Consider the following 18,679-nt stretch of genomic DNA (forward strand, 5'->3'; position numbering starts at 1 on the left):
CCCTAACCCAGTCCGAGGTGAACGATGCCCCGCATCGTTCAGGTCATGCCGGGGGCATGGCCGACCTCGGACTCGCAAGCGGGAGGGGAATTGAGGGCCGCGTGACCGAAAACGCCCCGCTAGCACCCCTAGTCTGGTTCAAGTCCGGCGGCTCCGCGCAGTGGCTGTTCGAACCGAAGGATGTCGCCGACCTCAGCGCCTTCCTCGCAGCACTCGACCCGGCAACGCCGGTGATGGCGCTCGGCCTCGGCTCCAACATGATCGTGCGCGATGGCGGCGTTCCCGGCGTGGTCATCCGTCTCGGCAAACCCTTCGCCAAGGTCGAGCTGCTCGATGCCACCACGCTGCGCTGCGGCGGCGGGGCGAGCGGCATCCTCGTCTCCTCCACCGCGCGCGATGCTGGGATTGGCGGTGTGGAATTCCTGCGCTCGATCCCCGGCACTGTCGGCGGCTTTGTCCGCATGAATGGCGGCGCTTATGGCCGCGAGACCAAGGATATCCTCGTCGAATGCGAGGTCGTGCTGCGCTCGGGTGCGCGGCAGGTGCTGGCGGTAGAGCAGCTTGGCTATACCTATCGCCATTCGACCTTGCCGGAGGGTTGTGTCGTCGTCAGCGCCACGTTCCGGGGCCATGCCGAGGACCCCGCCGTCATCCAGGCCGAAATGGACCGCATCGCCGCCGCGCGCGAGGAATCGCAGCCGCTGCGCTCGAAGACCGGCGGATCGACCTTCAAGAACCCGCCCGGCGAAAAGGCATGGGCGCTGATCGATGCCGCCGGGTGCCGGGGCTTGCGCATCGGCGACGCGCAGGTCAGCGAGAAGCATTGCAATTTCCTGTTGAACCTCGGTTCGGCGACCAGCGCCGAGATCGAGGCGCTGGGCGAAGAAGTCCGCGCGCGCGTCAAGGCGCAGTCGGGCGTGACCCTGGAGTGGGAAATTCAGCGAGTAGGGGAAGTAAAGTGAAGGGCGTTTCTGCAATCCTCCCCGGCACGGGGAGGGGGACCATTCGCGTTCTTCACGCGAATGGTGGAGGGGGCTCTCCGCGAGCGCTCCGCCCGTTGCACGCCCCCTCCACCATTTTGCCGGAAGGGGCAAAACGGTCCCCCTCCCCGTGCCGGGGAGGATTCCAATGAGCCTCCACGTCGCAGTCCTGATGGGCGGCTGGTCGGCCGAGCGCGCAGTGTCGCTGATGACCGGCGCCGACGTCGCAAAGGCGCTGGAAACGCTCGGCCACCGCGTCACCGCGATCGACATGGGGCGTGACGTCGCCATCAAGCTCGCCGAAGCGAAGCCCGACATCGTGTTCAACGCTTTGCACGGCACGCCGGGCGAAGACGGATCGGTGCAGGGGATGCTCGACCTGATGGGGTTGCCCTACACCCATTCCGGCCTCGCCACCTCGGTCATCGCGATCGACAAGCAACTGACCAAGCTGCTGCTGGTCCCCGGCGGCATTCCGATGCCGGGCGGGCGGATCGTGAAGAGCGAGACGCTCTACGCGGGCGACCCGCTGTCGCGTCCTTATGTGCTCAAGCCCGTCAATGAAGGCTCCTCGGTCGGCGTGGCGATCGTCACTGATGAAGGCAATTACGGCAACCCGATCGCGCGCAGCACGCCGGGGCCATGGGCCGAGTTCGAGGAATTGCTCGCCGAGCCCTATATTCGCGGGCGCGAACTGACCACGGCGGTGCTGGGTGCGGAAGCGCTGGGCGTCACCGAACTGAAGCCCAAGAATGGCTGGTACGATTACGACGCCAAATATACCGACGGCCTGACCGAACATGTCTTCCCGGCGGACGTGCCCGATGAAATTGCGGCGGCGTGCAAGCGCATCGCGCTCGATGCGCATCGCTTGCTCGGCTGCAAGGGCGCGTCGCGCTCGGATTTCCGCTGGGATGACGAACAGGGTGTCGACGGGCTGTTCCTGCTCGAGGTCAACACCCAGCCGGGCATGACGCCGCTCAGCCTGCTGCCCGAACAGGCACGGCATTGTGGCATTTCCTATCCGGCGCTGGTGCAGACGCTGCTCGACGAAGCGGTGAAGGCGGTGGCGGCATGAGCGCCACGATCAAGCGCGGCACCGCGCGCCGCCCGGTGCAGCCCAAGCGGCGTCCGCCGCCCAAGGTCTCGACGATCGACCGGGTGATCGCGATGCTGCCGGTGAGCGAGGCGACGCTGCGCCGCATCGCGACCTGGACGATCATGGGCGTGGTCGGTGCAGGGGCACTGGCGACGGCCTCCTATTTTGGGGTGCCGGGTGCAGTTGGCTCGGCGCTGGGCGAGGCGATTGGCGAAGCGGGTTTCCGCGTCACCAATATCCAGATCACCGGGCTCAACCGGATGGACCATAATGTCATCTATAAGATTGCGGCCAACCAGCCGTCCATGGCGATGCCGTTGGTCAGTCTGGAGAAGATCCGCCAGGATCTGGTCGCGCATAGCGGCTGGATCGAGGATGCGCACGTCTCGCGGCGCTTGCCCGATACGCTGATCGTGCATGTCGTCGAGCGTGAACCGAGCGCGATCTGGCAAAAGGATGGCCAACTTGCGCTGATTGCGGCGAACGGCACCTGGCTGGAGCCGGTCGACCCGCAGGCGATGCCCGATTTGCCGCTCGTCATCGGCGCGCATGCCAATGAACAGGAAGCGGCCTATCGCCAGTTGCTCGACGTGGCACCGGCGCTGCGCGGGCAAGTGAAGGCGGCGACCTGGGTCGGCAACCGGCGCTGGACGCTGACCTTTGAGACCGGCGAAACGCTGGCGCTGCCCGAGGGCGATGTCGCGGCGGGCAAGGCTTTGGTCAAATTTGCCGAGCTTGACGGCGTCAAGCCGCTGCTCGGCAAGGGCTGGCTCGGCTTCGACATGCGCGACCCGACACGGCTGGTCGCGCGCAAGCCGGGGACGGTAACGAACCGCGCGATCACCGATCCCGCAGCGCCGCTTGCGGGGGCAACCGGGGCTGCAACGCAGCCAGTGCGAATCGAAGCGAAACAATCGGGGCCAGCCGGTGAGGGATAGGGTATCGAAGCCCGGCAATAGGGGTATGGCGTAATGGCGAAGACAGCACCGGAAGGTTTGATCACCGCACTCGACATCGGCTCCTCCAAGGTGTCGGCGATGATCGCGCAGAAGGGCGATGGCGGCGAGCTGATCGTGCTCGGCACCGGCCAGCGCGAGAGCAAGGGCGTCAAGCGCGGCTATATCGCCGATGCCGCCGCGACCGAAGTCGCGGTGCGCGAAGCGGTCGAACAGGCCGAACGCATCGCCGGCACCAATATCGAGAATGTCTGGGTCAGCTTTTCGGCGGGCGGGCTGGTGTCCGATGTCGCCTCGATCGAGTTTGAGCTAGGCGGCCACCGCGTCGAGCAATCCGATATCGACGCGCTGTTGCAGGCGGGGCGCGATTCGATCGATCCGGCGGGCCGCATGGTGCTGCATGCGCAGCCAGCGCTCTATACGCTCGATGGGCTGACGGGCGTGAAGCGACCGCTCGGGCTCCATGCCGACCGGCTCGGCGTGCATATCCACGTCGTCGCCGCCGATGGGTCGCCGGTGCGCAATCTCGGGCTGTGCGTCGCGAACGCGCATCTCGAAGTGAAGTCGATCATCGCCTCGCCAGTGGCGACGGGCATGGCGTGCCTGAGCGACGAAGAGCGTGAGCTTGGCGTGGCCCTGGTCGAACTGGGGGCAGGGATCACCAACGTTTCGCTGTTCGCGGGCGGAATGCTGGTCGGGCTGATGTCGATCCCGATCGGCGCGCAGGACATTACCGACGACATCGCGTCTGCTTTCGGCACGCGCCGCGCGCAGGCCGAGCGGATGAAGTGCGTTCACGGCTCCGCCAATGCAAGCCCACGCGACAATCACGAGATGATCGACGTCGCGCCGATATCGGCGGAGGAAGATGCCAGCGACGGCACGCGCATCACCAAGGCGCAATTGATCGCGGTCATTCGCCAGCGGCTCGACCATTTGATCGGTGAAGTCGGCAAGGCGCTGGCCGAGCTGAAATTCGAAGGGCCGGTCGGACGGCAAGTCGTGCTCACCGGCGGTGGTGCCGAACTGAAGGGCATCGCCGATTACGCACAGCAGGCGCTGGGGCGTTCGGTCAGGATCGGGCGGCCGCGCGGCCTCACCGGCCTGCCGGAAGCGCACGCGACGCCTGCGTTTACCACGCTTGCTGGGCTGGCGTTCTACGCGGCGGCGGACCCCGTCGACCTGCGGGCCTTGTCGAGCAAGCAGCAGTTGGTGCATCGCCCGAAGGGATTCGCGCTGTTCCGCCGTTTGCTGGCGGCGGCCCGGGCAAATTATTAAAGAATTACGACAGGATTTAGCTGTTCGCGCTGGAACGACCGCAAGCGATGGTGCAGAACAGGTTTAAGCAGATTTTTCGCGCCGGGGTGTGGGCGCACGGTGGAGACGAACTATGAGCATCGAATTTTTGCCACCCGAAGTTGACGAACTCAGCCCGCGCATCGCCGTGATCGGTGTCGGTGGTGCCGGCGGCAACGCCATCGCCAACATGATGCGCGCCGATGTGCAGGGCGTCGACTTCCTTGTCGCGAACACAGACTCGCAGGCGCTGAAGCAATCGACCGCCAGCCATAAGATCCAGCTTGGCGCGAAGATCACGCAAGGGCTCGGCGCAGGCAGTCGTCCCGAAATCGGCCGCGCGGCGGCAGAGGAAACGATCGAGCAAGTCACCAAGATGCTCGAGGGCGCGCATATGTGCTTCATCGCGGCTGGCATGGGCGGCGGCACCGGCACCGGTGCGGCACCGGTCATCGCCAAGGCGGCGCGCGACATGGGCATTCTGACCGTTGGCGTCGTCACCAAGCCGTTCGCCTTCGAAGGCACGCGCCGCGCGAAGAGCGCCGAAGCGGGCATCGAGGAACTGCAGAAGTATGTCGATACGCTGATCGTCATCCCCAACCAGAACCTGTTTCTGGTCGCGAACGCGAACACGACCTTCAAGGAAGCGTTCCAGATGGCGGACGAAGTCCTCCAGCAGGGCGTGCGCGGCATCACCGATCTGATGGTCATGCCCGGCCTCATCAACCTCGATTTCGCCGACGTGCGTTCGGTGATGCAGGAAATGGGCAAGGCGATGATGGGCACGGGCGAAGCCTCGGGCGACAATCGCGCGATCGAGGCGGCGTCGAAGGCGATCGCCAACCCGCTGCTCGACGGTGTGTCGATGAAGGGGGCCAAGGGCGTCATCGTCTCGATCACCGGTGGCGACGATATGCGCCTGCTCGAAGTCGATGAAGCCGCGAACCACATTCGCGAACTGGTCGATGAAGACGCGAACATCATCTGGGGTTCGGCGTTCAACCCCGAACTCGAGGGCAAGATCCGCGTCTCGGTCGTCGCGACCGGGATCGAGGCCGAGGCGCGCCCGGCGGTTGCTCCGGCCCCAACGTCGCGCGCGTTCAGCTTCACGGCTGCGAAAAAGACGGAGGAACCGGCACCCCTGGCGGCTCCCGAGGCCGACATCGCCCCGGCGGCACCTACGGTCTCGGCACCCGAGCCTGCTGCGACGCACGATGATGAACTGGTGCTCGGCAGCGAAGCTGCCGTCGCGCCGGAGCCGGTGGCGGCACCGGTCCGGACCTTCGGGGAAGACTTTGATGTCCCCGCAGCGGCGGCGGACGATACGCCGACCGAAGCTCCGACGCGTCGCCGTTGGCTGTCGCCGGGTGCCGCCGCGGTGGAGGACGCTCCCGCCCTCCCGCCCGAGCCAGTCGTGCCAGCCCCGCGCGTGAAATTGGGGGGCACGTTGTTCGAGCGGATGTCGAGCGTATCGCGCGGGGTCGCGCGCGACGACGAGCCTACCCCGGACAAGGATGCGCTGGACATTCCACGGTTCCTGCATCGCCAGAACAACCAGTAACCGATGCCCGCGCGGTGCCCGCCATGGCGGGCACCGCTTGCCGACGATGCGGGTCGGCCCGTCGCAGCCGATGGCTTGCCACATTGCCGGTTGCATCCCGAGCGGGTCTAGAGCGCAGCATGTTCGGGTTGATTCTTCCGGCGCGGGCAAGTCGGCGTCCGCAGGACATTTTGCGGCGCTCTTGTGGGTTCCTTCGTTTCACTCGAAAAGAACGGGTGGCGGTAGAGCCATCGTGATCTAGGAAACGGGATGCGCATTCGTCTTGCCAGTTCGATCATCGCACTGGCCACTTGCGGAACGGCTGCGCAGGCACAGACCGGGATCGCATCGCCTTATCCGCCCGCGCCCTATCCCTCGACCGTTCAGCCGTTGTCAGATGCCGATTTGCTTGCGAGCGAAATTCGCGCATTGGCGGTCGACCCCAACAATCTGTCGGCATTGGTCCGCGCGGGAGAATTGGCGCTAAAGCTGGATGACGATACCGCCGCCGCCGCTTTTTTTGCGCGCGCCGAGCGGATCGACCCCCGCAACGCGCGAGTCAAAGCCGGAGAGGGGTCGTTGCTGGTCGCGGCCGAGCGTCCTGGCGATGCGTTGCGGCATTTTGCCGAGGCGGAGACGCTCGGCGGTGACCCGCGAACCTTCGCGGCCGATCGCGGGCTGGCCTATGATCTCGTCGGCGAACAGGAACGCGCGCAACGGGAATATCGACTGGCGCTGAGGGCCGGGGCCAATGACGAAACCCAGCGACGCTACGCTTTGTCGCTTGGTATTTCCGGCAAGCGCGAGTTGGCGCTGGCCCAAATCGAACCGCTGTTGCGCAAAAGTGATCGTGGCGCGTGGCGTGCGCGGGCCTTCATCCTTGCGATGGCGGGCGACAAGGCGGGTGCGGAGAAGATCGCAACGAGCATGATGCCCGCCGGCATGGCGCAGGGGCTGCAGCCGTTCTTCGAAATTCTGCCGGCGCTGCGCGCGCCGGATCGCGCTTTTGCGGTGCATTTTGGCGAAGTCCGTCCCAGCCCGGAACGGTTGGCGGACGCGCGGATGGTGCCCCCGCTGGCTGCGCTCGGCCCCGACCCGACCGCGCCGGTCGCGGTCGCGGCGGTGGCGAAGCCGACCGTCGCCGTTGACGCCCGCGAAGAGCGCCGCAAGGCGCGCAAGACCCGGAAAGATCAGGAGCATGCCCAGGCGACAGCAGTGGCGGCGGTGGCAGCGCCGACGCCACAGCCGCAACTGGTTCCTCCGACCTATGCCGCCCCGCCCGCGTCTTCTGCCGTGGTTCTGGCGTCAAACTCGGTGCGCGTGCCCGTAACGCCGCCCGCGACCCCGCTTCCGCACGCAACGTTCAACGCTCCCGCCACAGTTGTCCCGCAAACCGGTGTGCCGGTCCGAACCGTCCCGCTGCAGCCGCAATCGCCGATGTCGAAAACGGGGGCATCGCCGGCCGTGTCGGCCAATCCGGTCGCCCCGGGCAATACACCCCCCATGCCGACGGCGTCGCTAGCGGGTGTGACGCGCTTCAGCGCGCCTCCAGCCGCGGTGCCGCAACGACCATCGCCTGCGGTGGTCGCGCCGGTCGTCGTACAGGCCCCGACGCAGACGATTACGCCAGCACCGGCCCGTCCGGCACCGACCCCGGTGCGCAGCGAGGAATCGATCCTCGCGGCGATCATTTCGGACATCAAGGTGCCCGGAGCGGAGACTCAGAGCGAGGCACCTGCACCGGCCGCCCAGCCAGTGGCTGTTCGTCAAGCGCCGGTTTCGCAACCCGTGGTCGAGGCGCAGCCCGCAGCCGACCGCGAACGGGAAATTGCCGCCGACAAACAGGCCGCCGACCGGCGGGCCGCCGATAAGAAAGCGGCCGCGGAGAAGAAGGCGCTTGCCGACAAGAAAGCCGCTGCGGACAAGAAAATCGCCGACGCAAAGAAGGCTGCCGCTGACAAAAAGGCGGCGGAAGAGAAGAAGAAAAAGGACCCCAAATTCCTGGAGCCGTCACGCGTCTGGGTGCAGGTGGCAGGGGGTGCGAATGTTGGGGATTTGCCCAAGCAATGGACCAAGATCCGGGCCAAGGCGACCAAGGCGTTTGGCGGCAAAAGTGCCTGGACCACGCCACTCCGCGCGACCAACCGGTTGTTGACCGGGCCCTTCAAATCGGAGGACGAGGCGCAGCGCTTCGTCAACGATCTTGCCAAGGACGATATTTCGGGCTTCGTCTTTGTGAGCGAAGCGGGCCAGAAGATCTCCAAACTTCCCGCGAAATGAGAAGGTGTTGGGTAGCATGACGATGCTTGCGCCATGGGCCTCGCACCCGGAGCGCAGTCGCGGTCGGCTCCACCCCGAGCCGAGCGGCGAGGGGCGGAGCGCGCGCGGCCCGCGCGACGCGTTCCAGCGCGATCGCGACCGGATCATCCATTCGATCAGCTTTCGGCGCTTGCGGCACAAGACGCAGGTGTTCCTGGCCCCCGATGGCGACCATTTCCGAGTCCGTCTGACCCATAGCCTGGAGGTCGCGCAGATAGCCCGCACGATTGCGCGCGCACTTGGGCTGAACGAAGACCTCACCGAAGCGCTCGCGCTGGCGCATGATATCGGCCACCCGCCGTTCGGCCATGCCGGGGAGGATGCGCTGCAAGCCGCGCTGGCAGGGCAGGGCGGGTTTGACCATAACGGCAATACGTTGCGCGCATTGATGACGATCGACAGCCCGTATCCGTGCTGGAACGGGCTTAACCTGACGTGGGAAACGCTGGAGGGGCTGGCCAAACACAATGGACCGATCGCCAATCCGGGTTGGGCGCTGGCCGAGTGCGATGCCGCCTTTCCGCTGGAGCTGACGCGCTGGCCGAGCCTGGAGGCGCAGGTCGCCGCGATCGCCGACGATATCGCCTACGACAATCACGATATCGATGACGGGTTGCGTGCCGGTCTGCTGACGCTTGAGCAATTGCTGGAGGTGCCGGTGGTGGCGCGCGGCTGGGCCGATGTCTGCGCCCGCTTTCCCGGCATTGCTCCGGCGCGGCTGGTGGGGGAATTGATCCGCTCGCAGATCGGCGCGATGGTCAACGATCTGATCGCGGAAACCCGATCGCGATTGACCGGGATTGGCGACCTTGCCGATGTGCGCGCGGCGGGGCGGTGTCTGGTCGGCTTCTCAGCCGAAATGCGCGAAGATGAGCGCGCGCTAAAGCGCTTCATGTACGCCAATCTCTACCACCATCCGCGCCAATTGGAGGCGGCGCGGGCGGCGGAGGGGATCGTGACGGGGCTGTTCGCCGCCTATCGCCTGGACCCGACGCAGATGCCGGGCGATTGGAGTGCGCGGATGCCGCAGGACGAACCGGGGCGCAGTCGGCATATCGCCGATTTCATCGCAGGCATGACCGACCGCTACGCGGTTGCCCGCTATCGTGCGGCAGTGGGGCCGATCGACTTGCCGGAGGTCTTTTAGCGCCCGCTGACAAGCGAAGCGCGTCCCCGGCCGATACCGGCGACGCGCCTCGCTATGCGATCCACCGCTTAGCGGAAGGCGATGTCGGTCTTGGTCAGCTTCGCCTGAGCGTTGGGAATGGTGAAGGACACCGGAACGCCGCGCGAATAGCCGGTGATATGGTCGCCGCGAACCTGGAGCTGGAACGTGCCGCCTGAGGCAGCGCGACCGCTGATTACGACATATTTGCCCTTGTTTACGGTGGTGTAGGTGTAGGTGTCACCATCGCGCGTAAAGGTGCGCTGCGCGGCATCGTTGGCAAAGGCAGGCGAAGCGGCGGCGAGCAAAGCCGTGGCGGCGAAGAGAGTCTTGAACATGATCGTTCCTTTCCTGGGGAGTTAAGGCCGATCGCGCATCCCCTCCCGGTGGATGTCCTGCTGTCGCGTGAATTTATATTGCAGTGCAGCAAAGTGCCCAAGCGCAAACGACGCGCGTGCAGTTGCAACAAACGAACGCCACGGCCGTTTCGGGCACAATTCTGCGACATATGCGGCCCATAGATTACGGGCCGATTCGCAAGGACGACGTTGATGACCAAGGCGAGTATTGCCCTAAACCGCTTCGGCCTGGGTGCGCGGGGTGACCAACCGGTGCCTGCTGACCCGCTTGGCTGGCTGACGGGCCAATTTGCGAAATATGATCCCGTACCGGATGTGATTGCCAGCGCGCCGACCAGCGCGGGGGTCTCCGCCGAACTGGCCGACTATTTTCGACAGCAACGCGCGCTGCGGGCGCAACAGGCGACCAAGCTCGGCGGCCCGGCCGCTCCGCCGCCCGTCGCCGCCATCGCGATGGCGGGTGCAGCCCCGGCCGGTCTCCAGATGGGGGCGCAGCCGGTGCAGCCGCGAACTCTGTCGCAAGGGGCCGTCCCGTCGCCGGGCAAGGACGATGCGATGCGCCAGGCGCGGCAATTTGCGCAGCGGACTGGCCGGGGCGACTATGCCGGGGCAGTGGGCGCGCGCGCGACCAATGCCCTGGTTACGGAAACGCCGTTTGTCGAACGGCTGGTGCATTTCTGGGCGAATCATTTCGCGGTCTCGGCCGATAAGCTCGAAGTGATCGGTCTATCGGGAACCTTGGAATTCGAGGCGATCCGGCCGCATGTGCTGGGCACCTTCCGGGATATGCTGATCGCGGTGGAGCAGCATCCGGCGATGTTGCTGTATCTCGATCAGGCGGTATCGGTCGGCCCGACATCGCCGCTTGGGTTGAAGATCGCCGCTCGTGGCAACCGCAAGGTTGGCCTGAACGAAAATCTCGCACGCGAAATTCTCGAACTGCACACACTTGGCGTGCGCACTGGCTATACGCAGGCCGACGTCACCGAATTCGCACGCGCGATGACCGGTTGGACGGTCGCCGGGATCGGGCGCGGGCCTGGGTCTGCGGCCGCCGGAACGGACGGGCTGCCCGGTGATTTCGTCTTTGTCGCCCCGCTGCACGAGCCGGGCGATCGCATGATCATGGGCAAGCGCTATCCGGCTGGCGGGGTGGAGCAGGCGCGGGCTGTGCTGTCCGACGTGGCCGTCGCCCCGGCGACCGCCACCCACATCGCGACCAAGCTCGCGCGGCACTTTGCGGGCGACACACCGCCGCCCGCGATGGTCGAGCGTTTGCAAGCGGCTTTCCTCACCTCCGGGGGGGATTTGCCCACGCTATACCGCGCACTGATCGCTTCGCCCGAGGCTTGGGTCGAACAACCGGTAAAGTTCAAGACGCCGTGGGAGTGGACGATCTCGTCCATGCGCGCGTTGAATGTGAAGACGGCGGACCCGCAAGCGGTGGTCGGGCTGCTCAATCAACTTGGGCAACCGACGTGGAAGCCGGGCCAGCCGATCGGCTTTGACGATATTGCGGGAAGCTGGGCTGGACCCGATGCCGTGTTGCGCAGGGTCGAAGCCGCCGAGCGCTTCGCCGCGCGGGCGGGCAATATCGATGCCCGCGCGCTGGCACCGAAAGTGTTGCCGGGCTCCGTCAGTGCAGCCACGCAAACCGCGCTCGCGAATTGCGAAAGTCCGGCACAGGCGGTGGCGTTGCTGCTCGTCGCCCCCGAATTCATGCGGAGATAAGAGCATGTACGATCGTCGTTCGTTTATCGGCGCGAGTGTCGCAGGCGCTTTGACGCTCGCCTTGTCGCCGCGCATGGCGTTTGCCAAGGCCGAGACCGACAAGCGTTTTGTCTTCATCATCCAGCGCGGTGCTGCCGATGGCCTTGGGATCGTTGCCCCGGTCGGCGATCCAGCCTTCGTCGGCGCACGCGGCGATCTCGCGGCGGATTTCGCGACGGCTGCCAAGCTCGATTCGATGTTTGCGCTGCATCCAGAATTGTCTGTGCTCGGGGGGCTTTATACCAAGAAGCAGGCGCTGTTCGCGCACGCGGTCGCCTCGCCCTATCGGGACCGGTCGCATTTCGACGGGCAGAACGTGCTCGAGAGCGGCGGGACCAGCGCCTACCAAGTCAAGGACGGCTGGCTTAACCGACTGCTCGGCGTGCTGCCGCCGACCGAGGCCAAGGCGATTGCGGTGTCGGCGACGGTGCCGCTGGCGCTGCGCGGACGCCATGACGTGTCCTCATATGCGCCATCCGGCCTGCCACAGGCCTCGGACGACCTGATGCAGCGCGTGACGATGTTGTATCAGGGCGACAGCCAGCTCCACGCTTTGTGGAGCGAAGCGATGAACACGCGGCAATTGACCAGCGATCTCGCAGGTGGCGGCGGGGCCAATGCCGCGGCGACGGGGGCGCTGGCCGCGCGCTTGCTCGCCCCCGCCGACGGCGCGCGCATCGCGATGATCGAAACTGGGGGGTGGGATACCCATACCCAGCAGCGCCAGCGCCTGGCGGGGCAGCTCAAGGGCCTCGACGCGATGATCGCCGCCCTGCAAACCGGGCTGGGGCCGCTGTGGAACGACACGATGGTGCTGGTGGCGACCGAATTCGGCCGGACGGTGGCGGTCAACGGCACTGGCGGCACCGATCACGGGACGGGCACCGCAGCAATGCTGATCGGCGGCGGGGTGCGCGGTGGCCGGGTGCTGGCGGATTGGCCGGGGCTGAGCCCCGCTGCCCTGTTCGAAGCGCGCGACTTGAAGCCGACGATGCAGCTCGACGCGTTTATCGGTGGCGCAGTCGCGGGGCATTTCGGGGTCGACCCGGCGCGGACGATGGCCGCGCTGTTCCCGGAAACCAAGCGGGTTGCGGCGGTGCGCGGGCTGGTGTGATTTTCGCGCGCGCTTGATCTCGCGCAAGGCGCGTCGGCTGCTGCCGGGCGAAAGCCGCACAATGACCATTCCGCAGCCTTATGATATCCTCATTGTCGGTGCCGGCCCTGCCGGGCTTGCGCTCGTGCGTGCACTGGCCGGTTCGCGCCTGCGGATCGGCATCCTTGATCAGGCTCCGGTCGCGACGCTGTCCGCTCCGCCGTGCGACGGCCGCGAGATTGCGTTGACCCACCGGTCGGTGGCGACGTTGCAGCGGCTCGGTGCATGGCAGCGCCTGGATCCGGCGCAAATCTCCCCGCTATGCGAGGCGCGGGTGCTCAACGGCGGGCGCTCCTTTGCTTTGTCCTTTGCGGGACCGAATGTCGGCGACCGGCTCGGCTCGCTCGTGTCCAACCATCATATCCGGCGCGCGCTTTATGACGCGATCGAAGGGCAGGACGGCCTGACCTTGCTGGCGGGTGCGTCGATCCGCAGCGTCCGGACCGACATGAATTGCGCGTCGGTGACGCTGGACGACGGGCGCACGCTGTCGGCGCAGTTGGTGGTCGGCGCGGATTCGCGATTTTCGTTCGTGCGGCGGCAATTGGAAATTGGCGCGCAGATCAATCCGCTCGGTCGATCGATGCTGGTCGCGCGTGTCGCCCACGCAGCGGTGCATCGCGGCGTCGCCACCGAATGGTTCGGGCATGGCCAGACGATCGCCATGCTGCCGCTTTCCGACGGTGGCTTGTCGTCGGCGGTGCTGACCCTGCCTTCGCCTGAGATCGATGTGCTGGCGGCGCTGGATCGTCCCGCGCTGAGTGCGGAATTGACGCGGCGTTTCTGGGCGCGGCTGGGGCCGATGCAGGTGCTTGACGGGCCGCATGTCTATCCGTTGACGACAACCTATGCGCACCGCTTCGTCACCCGACGTGCCGCCTTGGTCGGGGATGCGGCGGTCGGGATGCATCCGGTCACCGCGCATGGCTTCAATCTCGGGTTGCAGGGTGCTGCGAAACTCGCCGAGTTGATCGCGCAGGCCGCGCAGGGCGGACATGACATCGCCGGAAACATGCTGCTGCGGCGCTATGAGGCGGCCCATCGGCTGGCGAGCGCACCGCTCTATGCCTCTACCAACCTGTTGGTACGCCTCTATACGGACGATCGGCCGATCGCCCGGATGGCGCGTCCGCTTGCGCTGCGTGCGGCCGCACGGTTGCCGATGGTGCGGACGGCGATCACGCGGCGGCTGATGCAGCAGTGATACCCAAATGCCGACCGGAGACGCTAAGATGACCGCCACTGCCGAAACGACCGCCCCCTCGTTGTTCGCGCGGATTGGCGGGACCGAGGGCGTGCGCGCGGTCGTCGAGCGCTTCTACGATCTGATGCAGGACGATCCGCGCTACGCCGCCTTGCGGGCGATGCATGCAGAGGATCTGTTCCCGGTACGCGTGTCGCTGACACAGTTTCTCTCCGCCTGGCTTGGCGGGCCGCGCGACTGGTTCGAGGCGCGGCCGGGCACCTGCATCATGTCGATGCACCGCGCGATGGGAATCACCTCCGAAACCGCGGCGCAATGGGTGGAGGCGATGAGCCGGGCGATGGCGGAGGCCCGCGTCGAAAAAGCGCTCGGCACCCAGATGCAGCAAGCCTTCCTGCGTATGGCAGGCGCGATGATGCAGGTGTAGCGCGGGCGCTCCGCTTATTCCTCGAAGCCGATCTTGCGCGCCCGCTCTGCAACCTTCGGATTGATGTTGAGCGCGGCCGCGCGATCTGCTGCTGCCTGGGCGGCGTTGCCCATCCGCTTATGGGTCACCCCGCGCATGTAGAGCGACCAGGCGGTGCGTGGTGCGAGCGCCAGGGCTGCGTCATAATCCGCCAAGGCCTGACCCAGCTCGCCACGCCGCAGCCGCACCAGAGCGCGGCTGTCGAGAAAGGTCGAGCGCTTCGGATCGGCCTTGATCGCCGCATTGCAGTCGGACAGCGCCTTGTCGAGCTCGCGGTTGAGCAGTCCGCGGGCCCAGCAGCGGCCGTTGAAGGCGCTGCTGCGGGCGCTGTCTTCCGGATGGCTCTTTAGCCACAGATCGTAATTGCGCAGCGCGTCCTCAGGACGATCGAGATCGTTAGACAGACTGGCCACGGTGAGCCGTTTCTCCGACGATGGTGGAAGCGCAGCATCGGCGGCCTGGACATCGTCGGCGGCACCCGCGCGGTTGCCGCGCCGTATCCGCAGCGAAGCGCGTGTCAGACGGGCGTCTGCCATCGCCGGGTCGAGCGCGATCGTTTTGTCGAGATCGGCCATCCCCAGGTCGAAGTGCTGGCTCGCAAGATGCGCCAGCGCGCGCTGGTAAAAATACCGGGGCTCGGTCGGTGCCAATGCGCAGGCCTTGTCGAAATCCGCCAGCGCCTCGGGCAAATGTCGATTGGACGCGTAGACCGCACCGCGTCGACTATATCCTTCGGCGGTGGTCGGTTCGGCGGCCTTGTTGGTCAAGTCGAGGGCGGTGCCATCGGCGGAAAAGACGGTCTTGGGCGAGAGCCCGAAAACGGGGCCACCCTCATAGGTGATGAAGAGCTGACGCAGCGCGTTGGAAACGAACATGCGGTGGGTAAGGAAGAAGTCGACACCGATCAGCATGTCGGCATTGCCAAGCTCCAGTTGACCGATCCGGATTTGGGGATGACGGATCGCTTCGCCGCCAATATCGATCGTGTCGAACGTCGCCCGCCAGGTCGGAACGCGGTGTTGGCCGAGGCCGTGACTGGGCCCCACCGACACCACGCCGGGCGTTTCGGGGGTAATGCCGAGACGTTTCGCCATCGCGAGCGACAACATCGAACTTTGCGCACCGCTGTCGAACATCGCGCGCACTTTCACCCCATTGAGCAAAACGGTGCCGACCGTATGCGGCTTGAATCTGGTGTCTTGCCCTGCTTCCAGCGACACGATCGTTACCGGCTTGGTACCTGCCCAATAAGCGAGATTGCTGGCGCGGCATCCCTGCGTCTTGATCAGGCGGACCACGCCATGCGGCAAATCGTATTCGACATCGGCGAGGCCAAGAATGTTCTGCCCGATCAAGCCTGCCGTGCCGGTGTCGCTGCCGCCGACGACGAAGTCGATTTTTGGGATCGCGACGCCGGCAAGCGAAAAGTCCTTGGTGACGGCGACGCCGACCGAGGCATCCCCGCCAATGCCCTTGAGACGGAACCACGGGGGGGCGGGGGTGACGCGCAGACCGAACTCCGCCGCGCTGGCTGCGGAAATGGTGCTGTAGAAGGCTCCGCTGTCGAGAATGAAGCGCGCTTCTTTGCTACCGAACTTGGCCGCCAGTTGCGGCTCTGCCCCCGTCATGGTGACGGGGAATTCGACGATTTTGCTGGCCTGGCACTCCGCCATGGCGGGAACCGGCACCAACAACGCCAGCACCGGCGGGAGCAATCGGAACACTCGCATGGCAGGCCTCGGGGCAGAACTCGGGGGCGCTTATCATCGCGGAAATTGGAAGAAAAACACAACACCATTCCAAGACGAAAGCCAGCATAACGCCATGTGCTGCCTTGGGAAATCGAAATCACGAGGGTTGCCTTGCGCCGCGCGAATGCAGAGCGCCCGCCAGCCATGTTTTGCCCAGTGGGGCGAACTCGGCTAAGGGCCGCGCTCGCTTACATGACCGGACCTGCCATGACCCTGTACACCCGTTTCGCCGCGCATATCGATGCGGTGCTCGATGCCCTTGAAGCCAGCGGTGATCTGCCGAGCGGGCTCAGCCGCGCCAACGTGACGGTAGAGCCGCCGCGCGATGTTTCGCATGGCGATCTTGCGACCAACGCCGCGATGGTGCTGGCCAAGCCCGCCGCCACCAATCCGCGCGCGCTGGCCGAGAAGATCGCCGCGAAACTGGAGGGGCTCGACGAAGTGGCGAGCGTCGCCGTGGCGGGCCCTGGCTTCATCAACATGACGCTGACCGACGATACGTGGCGCGCCGAATTGTCCGCGATCCGCGATGCGGGCGACGATTACGGGCGTTCCTCGCGCGGTGCTGGCATCACGGTGAACGTCGAATATGTCTCGGCCAACCCAACCGGGCCAATGCATATGGGGCATTGCCGTGGCGCGGTGGTGGGCGATGCGCTGGCCAATCTGCTCGAATTTTCCGGGCACAAGGTAATCCGCGAATATTATGTCAACGATGCCGGTGGGCAGGTCGATGTGCTCGCGCGCTCGGTCCATATGCGGTATCTGGAGGCACTGGGCGAGACGATCGAGATCCCCGAGGGCCTGTATCCGGGCGATTATTTGATTCCGGTGGGGCAAGCGCTGGCTGCCGAATTTGGCGATGCGTATGTCGGCAAGCCCGAGGGCGAATGGCTGGTGCTGTTCCGCACGCGCGCCGTCGCGGCGATGCTGGAACTGATAAAGGCCGATCTGGCGCTGCTCGGCATCCATCACGACCTATTTTCGTCCGAGGCGGAATTGCAGGCCGAGGGCAAGCCCGAGGCGGCCGAGCACGATTTGCGCGCGCGTGGGTTGATCTATGACGGCCTGCTCGAAGCGCCCAAGGGCCAGGAATTGGAAGATTGGGAGCCGGTCGTGCTGCCGCTGTTCCGCTCGACGCAATTTGGCGACGATCAGGACCGGCCGATCAAGAAATCGAATGGGCAATGGACCTATTTCGGTGCCGATCTCGCTTACCATTATCAAAAGGCGCAGACCGCCGACGCGCTGATCGACATTTGGGGTGCCGACCATGCCGGTACGGTCAAGCGCATCGTCGCGGCCGTGCAGGCGCTGACCGGGGGCAAGACGCGCTTCGACGTCAAGCTCGTCCAGATGGTGCGACTGATGCGGAATGGCGAGCCGATCAAAATGTCCAAGCGCGCGGGCAATTTCGTCACGCTGGCCGATGTCGTGCGCGAAGTCGGCAAGGATGTCGTCCGCTTCACCATGCTGACGCGCAAGGCCGATGCGCAGATGGACTTCGATTTCGCCAAGGTGGTCGAGGCGTCGAAGGACAATCCGGTGTTCTACGTCAATTATGCGCACGCCCGTGTCGCGTCGCTGCACCGGCGGGCGGCGGAAGCAGGGATCGTGTGCGATTCGGTCGATCTGTCCCAACTTGATACGGAAGACCTGGCGCTGGTGAAGTTCGCCGCCCAGTTCCCGCGCATCGTCGACACCGCAGCGGCGGCGCGCGAACCGCACCGAATTGCCTTCTATCTCTATGACTTGGCGGCATCGCTTCACGCTTTGTGGAATGTCGGAAACGACCGGCCCGACCGCCGTTTCCTGTTGCCGGACAATCCCGCCATGACATGTGCACGGCTTTTCTTGGCCGACGCGATCGGGCAGATTATCCGCAATGGGTTGGGGATCATGGGGGTCCAGGCGGTCCAGGAGATGAACTGATGGCGACCGGCGAATTCGATGTCCGCGATGAGGATCGGCTCCCGTGGCTGGAGACGGTTGAAGACGCTTATGACGATGGTCCGTCGATCGGACGGATCATCGTGCTGGTCGTGATCGCGCTGGCGATCGTTGCGGCGGCCATCCTGGGCTACCAATATTACAAGAAGCACCAGAGCGTGGACGGCAATGGCGCGCTGATCACCGCCCAGGCGGGAGACTATAAGGTCAAGCCGGACGATCCCGGTGGCCTTAAGGTCGAAGGCGAGGGCGATACCGCGATCGCCACCAGCAATGGTGCCGGGACCGCCAATGCGTCGATCGACATGAAGGCGCTGCCGGAGAAGCCGGTCGAGGGCAAGAAGGTCGCGCCGACCCCGGTTGCTACCGGATCGGACAAGGCCGTGACGGCGATTCCAGGTGCCAAGGGCGCGCCATCGGGCGGCGCGCTGGTCCAGCTCGGCTCCTTCCCGGACGAAGCCGAGGCAAATTCGGCCTGGACCAAGATCTCCAAGACCTACGGCTATCTCGCGCCGCTTGGGAAATCGGTGCAGGCGGCACAGGTGAACGGCAAGACGGTGTACCGCTTGCGCGTGAATGCGGGCAGCGCGGGGCAGGCCAGCAGCCTGTGCGGCAAGCTGGCTGCGGCGGGACAGGCGTGCTTCGTACCGCACGATTGAGGCGCGCCGTTC

15 protein-coding genes are annotated in these 18,679 nt (G+C 65.6%); 13 read left to right on the plus strand and 2 right to left on the minus strand.

Annotation, left to right across the window (positions count from 1 at the left end; all coding sequences use genetic code 11):
• Positions 1–56 precede the first annotated feature (56 nt).
• The 7 genes from murB (at position 57) to EJC47_RS08750 (ending at position 9,337) form a co-directional block, all read left to right on the plus strand.
• Positions 57–962, plus strand: coding sequence for a UDP-N-acetylmuramate dehydrogenase (murB, locus tag EJC47_RS08720; RefSeq protein WP_126846911.1), 906 nt, complete (start codon positions 57–59; stop codon positions 960–962).
• A gap of 166 nt (positions 963–1,128) precedes the next feature.
• A complete protein-coding gene (locus EJC47_RS08725; RefSeq protein WP_126846913.1) occupies positions 1,129–2,058 on the plus strand; it encodes a D-alanine--D-alanine ligase in 930 nt (309 codons plus the stop codon).
• Positions 2,055–3,017 (plus strand): cell division protein FtsQ/DivIB, encoded by a 963-nt coding sequence (locus EJC47_RS08730; RefSeq protein WP_126846915.1) that lies wholly within the window; start codon positions 2,055–2,057, stop codon positions 3,015–3,017. Before EJC47_RS08725 ends, EJC47_RS08730 begins: the two co-directional genes overlap by 4 nt.
• 33 nt (positions 3,018–3,050) lie before the next feature.
• Entirely contained in the window at positions 3,051–4,313 is a 1,263-nt protein-coding gene (ftsA, locus tag EJC47_RS08735; protein ID WP_126846917.1) for a cell division protein FtsA, read from the plus strand.
• 112 nt (positions 4,314–4,425) lie between these two features.
• Entirely contained in the window at positions 4,426–5,892 is a 1,467-nt protein-coding gene (gene ftsZ, locus EJC47_RS08740; RefSeq protein ID WP_033966105.1) for a cell division protein FtsZ, read from the plus strand.
• A gap of 249 nt (positions 5,893–6,141) precedes the next feature.
• Positions 6,142–8,151 carry an SPOR domain-containing protein gene (locus EJC47_RS08745; protein WP_126846919.1) on the plus strand — a complete coding sequence of 670 codons (2,010 nt, stop codon included), beginning with the start codon at positions 6,142–6,144 and terminating at the stop codon, positions 8,149–8,151.
• A 16-nt stretch (positions 8,152–8,167) separates the two neighbouring features.
• Positions 8,168–9,337, plus strand: a complete 1,170-nt coding sequence (locus EJC47_RS08750) for a deoxyguanosinetriphosphate triphosphohydrolase (protein ID WP_126846922.1) — start codon at positions 8,168–8,170, stop codon at positions 9,335–9,337.
• 68 nt (positions 9,338–9,405) lie between these two features.
• Here EJC47_RS08750 and EJC47_RS08755 read toward each other — a convergent pair whose 3' ends face one another.
• A complete protein-coding gene (locus EJC47_RS08755) occupies positions 9,406–9,693 on the minus strand; it encodes a hypothetical protein (protein WP_033967042.1) in 288 nt (95 codons plus the stop codon).
• A gap of 213 nt (positions 9,694–9,906) precedes the next feature.
• Here EJC47_RS08755 and EJC47_RS08760 point away from each other — a divergent pair, with 213 nt between their 5' ends.
• The 4 genes from EJC47_RS08760 to EJC47_RS08775 all read left to right on the plus strand — a co-directional run bounded on the left by EJC47_RS08760 (position 9,907) and on the right by EJC47_RS08775 (position 14,268).
• Positions 9,907–11,445 carry a DUF1800 domain-containing protein gene (locus EJC47_RS08760; protein ID WP_126846924.1) on the plus strand — a complete coding sequence of 513 codons (1,539 nt, stop codon included), beginning with the start codon at positions 9,907–9,909 and terminating at the stop codon, positions 11,443–11,445.
• Between the two features lie 4 nt (positions 11,446–11,449).
• Positions 11,450–12,598, plus strand: a complete 1,149-nt coding sequence (locus EJC47_RS08765; protein ID WP_126846926.1) for a DUF1501 domain-containing protein — start codon at positions 11,450–11,452, stop codon at positions 12,596–12,598.
• Positions 12,599–12,659: 61 nt separating this feature from the next.
• Positions 12,660–13,841, plus strand: coding sequence for a 5-demethoxyubiquinol-8 5-hydroxylase UbiM (ubiM, locus tag EJC47_RS08770; RefSeq protein ID WP_126846928.1), 1,182 nt, complete (start codon positions 12,660–12,662; stop codon positions 13,839–13,841).
• Positions 13,842–13,869: 28 nt separating this feature from the next.
• The gene (locus EJC47_RS08775; RefSeq protein WP_126846931.1) at positions 13,870–14,268 is read left to right on the plus strand and encodes a group II truncated hemoglobin; all 399 of its coding nucleotides are present in this window, start codon (positions 13,870–13,872) and stop codon (positions 14,266–14,268) included.
• A gap of 14 nt (positions 14,269–14,282) precedes the next feature.
• Here EJC47_RS08775 and EJC47_RS08780 read toward each other — a convergent pair whose 3' ends face one another.
• Positions 14,283–16,037, minus strand: coding sequence for an aspartyl protease family protein (locus EJC47_RS08780; RefSeq protein ID WP_126846933.1), 1,755 nt, complete (start codon positions 16,035–16,037; stop codon positions 14,283–14,285).
• A gap of 228 nt (positions 16,038–16,265) precedes the next feature.
• Between EJC47_RS08780 and argS the strand changes: the two genes are divergently transcribed.
• Both argS and EJC47_RS08790 read left to right on the plus strand, forming a co-directional pair.
• Entirely contained in the window at positions 16,266–17,990 is a 1,725-nt protein-coding gene (argS, locus tag EJC47_RS08785; RefSeq protein WP_033965028.1) for an arginine--tRNA ligase, read from the plus strand.
• A complete protein-coding gene (locus EJC47_RS08790) occupies positions 17,990–18,667 on the plus strand; it encodes an SPOR domain-containing protein (protein WP_033965030.1) in 678 nt (225 codons plus the stop codon). The genes argS and EJC47_RS08790 overlap by 1 nt, the downstream gene beginning before the upstream one ends.
• The last annotated feature ends 12 nt before the right edge of the window (positions 18,668–18,679 follow it).

Origin of the sequence: Sphingomonas sp. TF3 (assembly GCF_003985085.1) — a bacterium.
In the GTDB taxonomy this organism is placed as follows: domain Bacteria; phylum Pseudomonadota; class Alphaproteobacteria; order Sphingomonadales; family Sphingomonadaceae; genus Sphingomonas.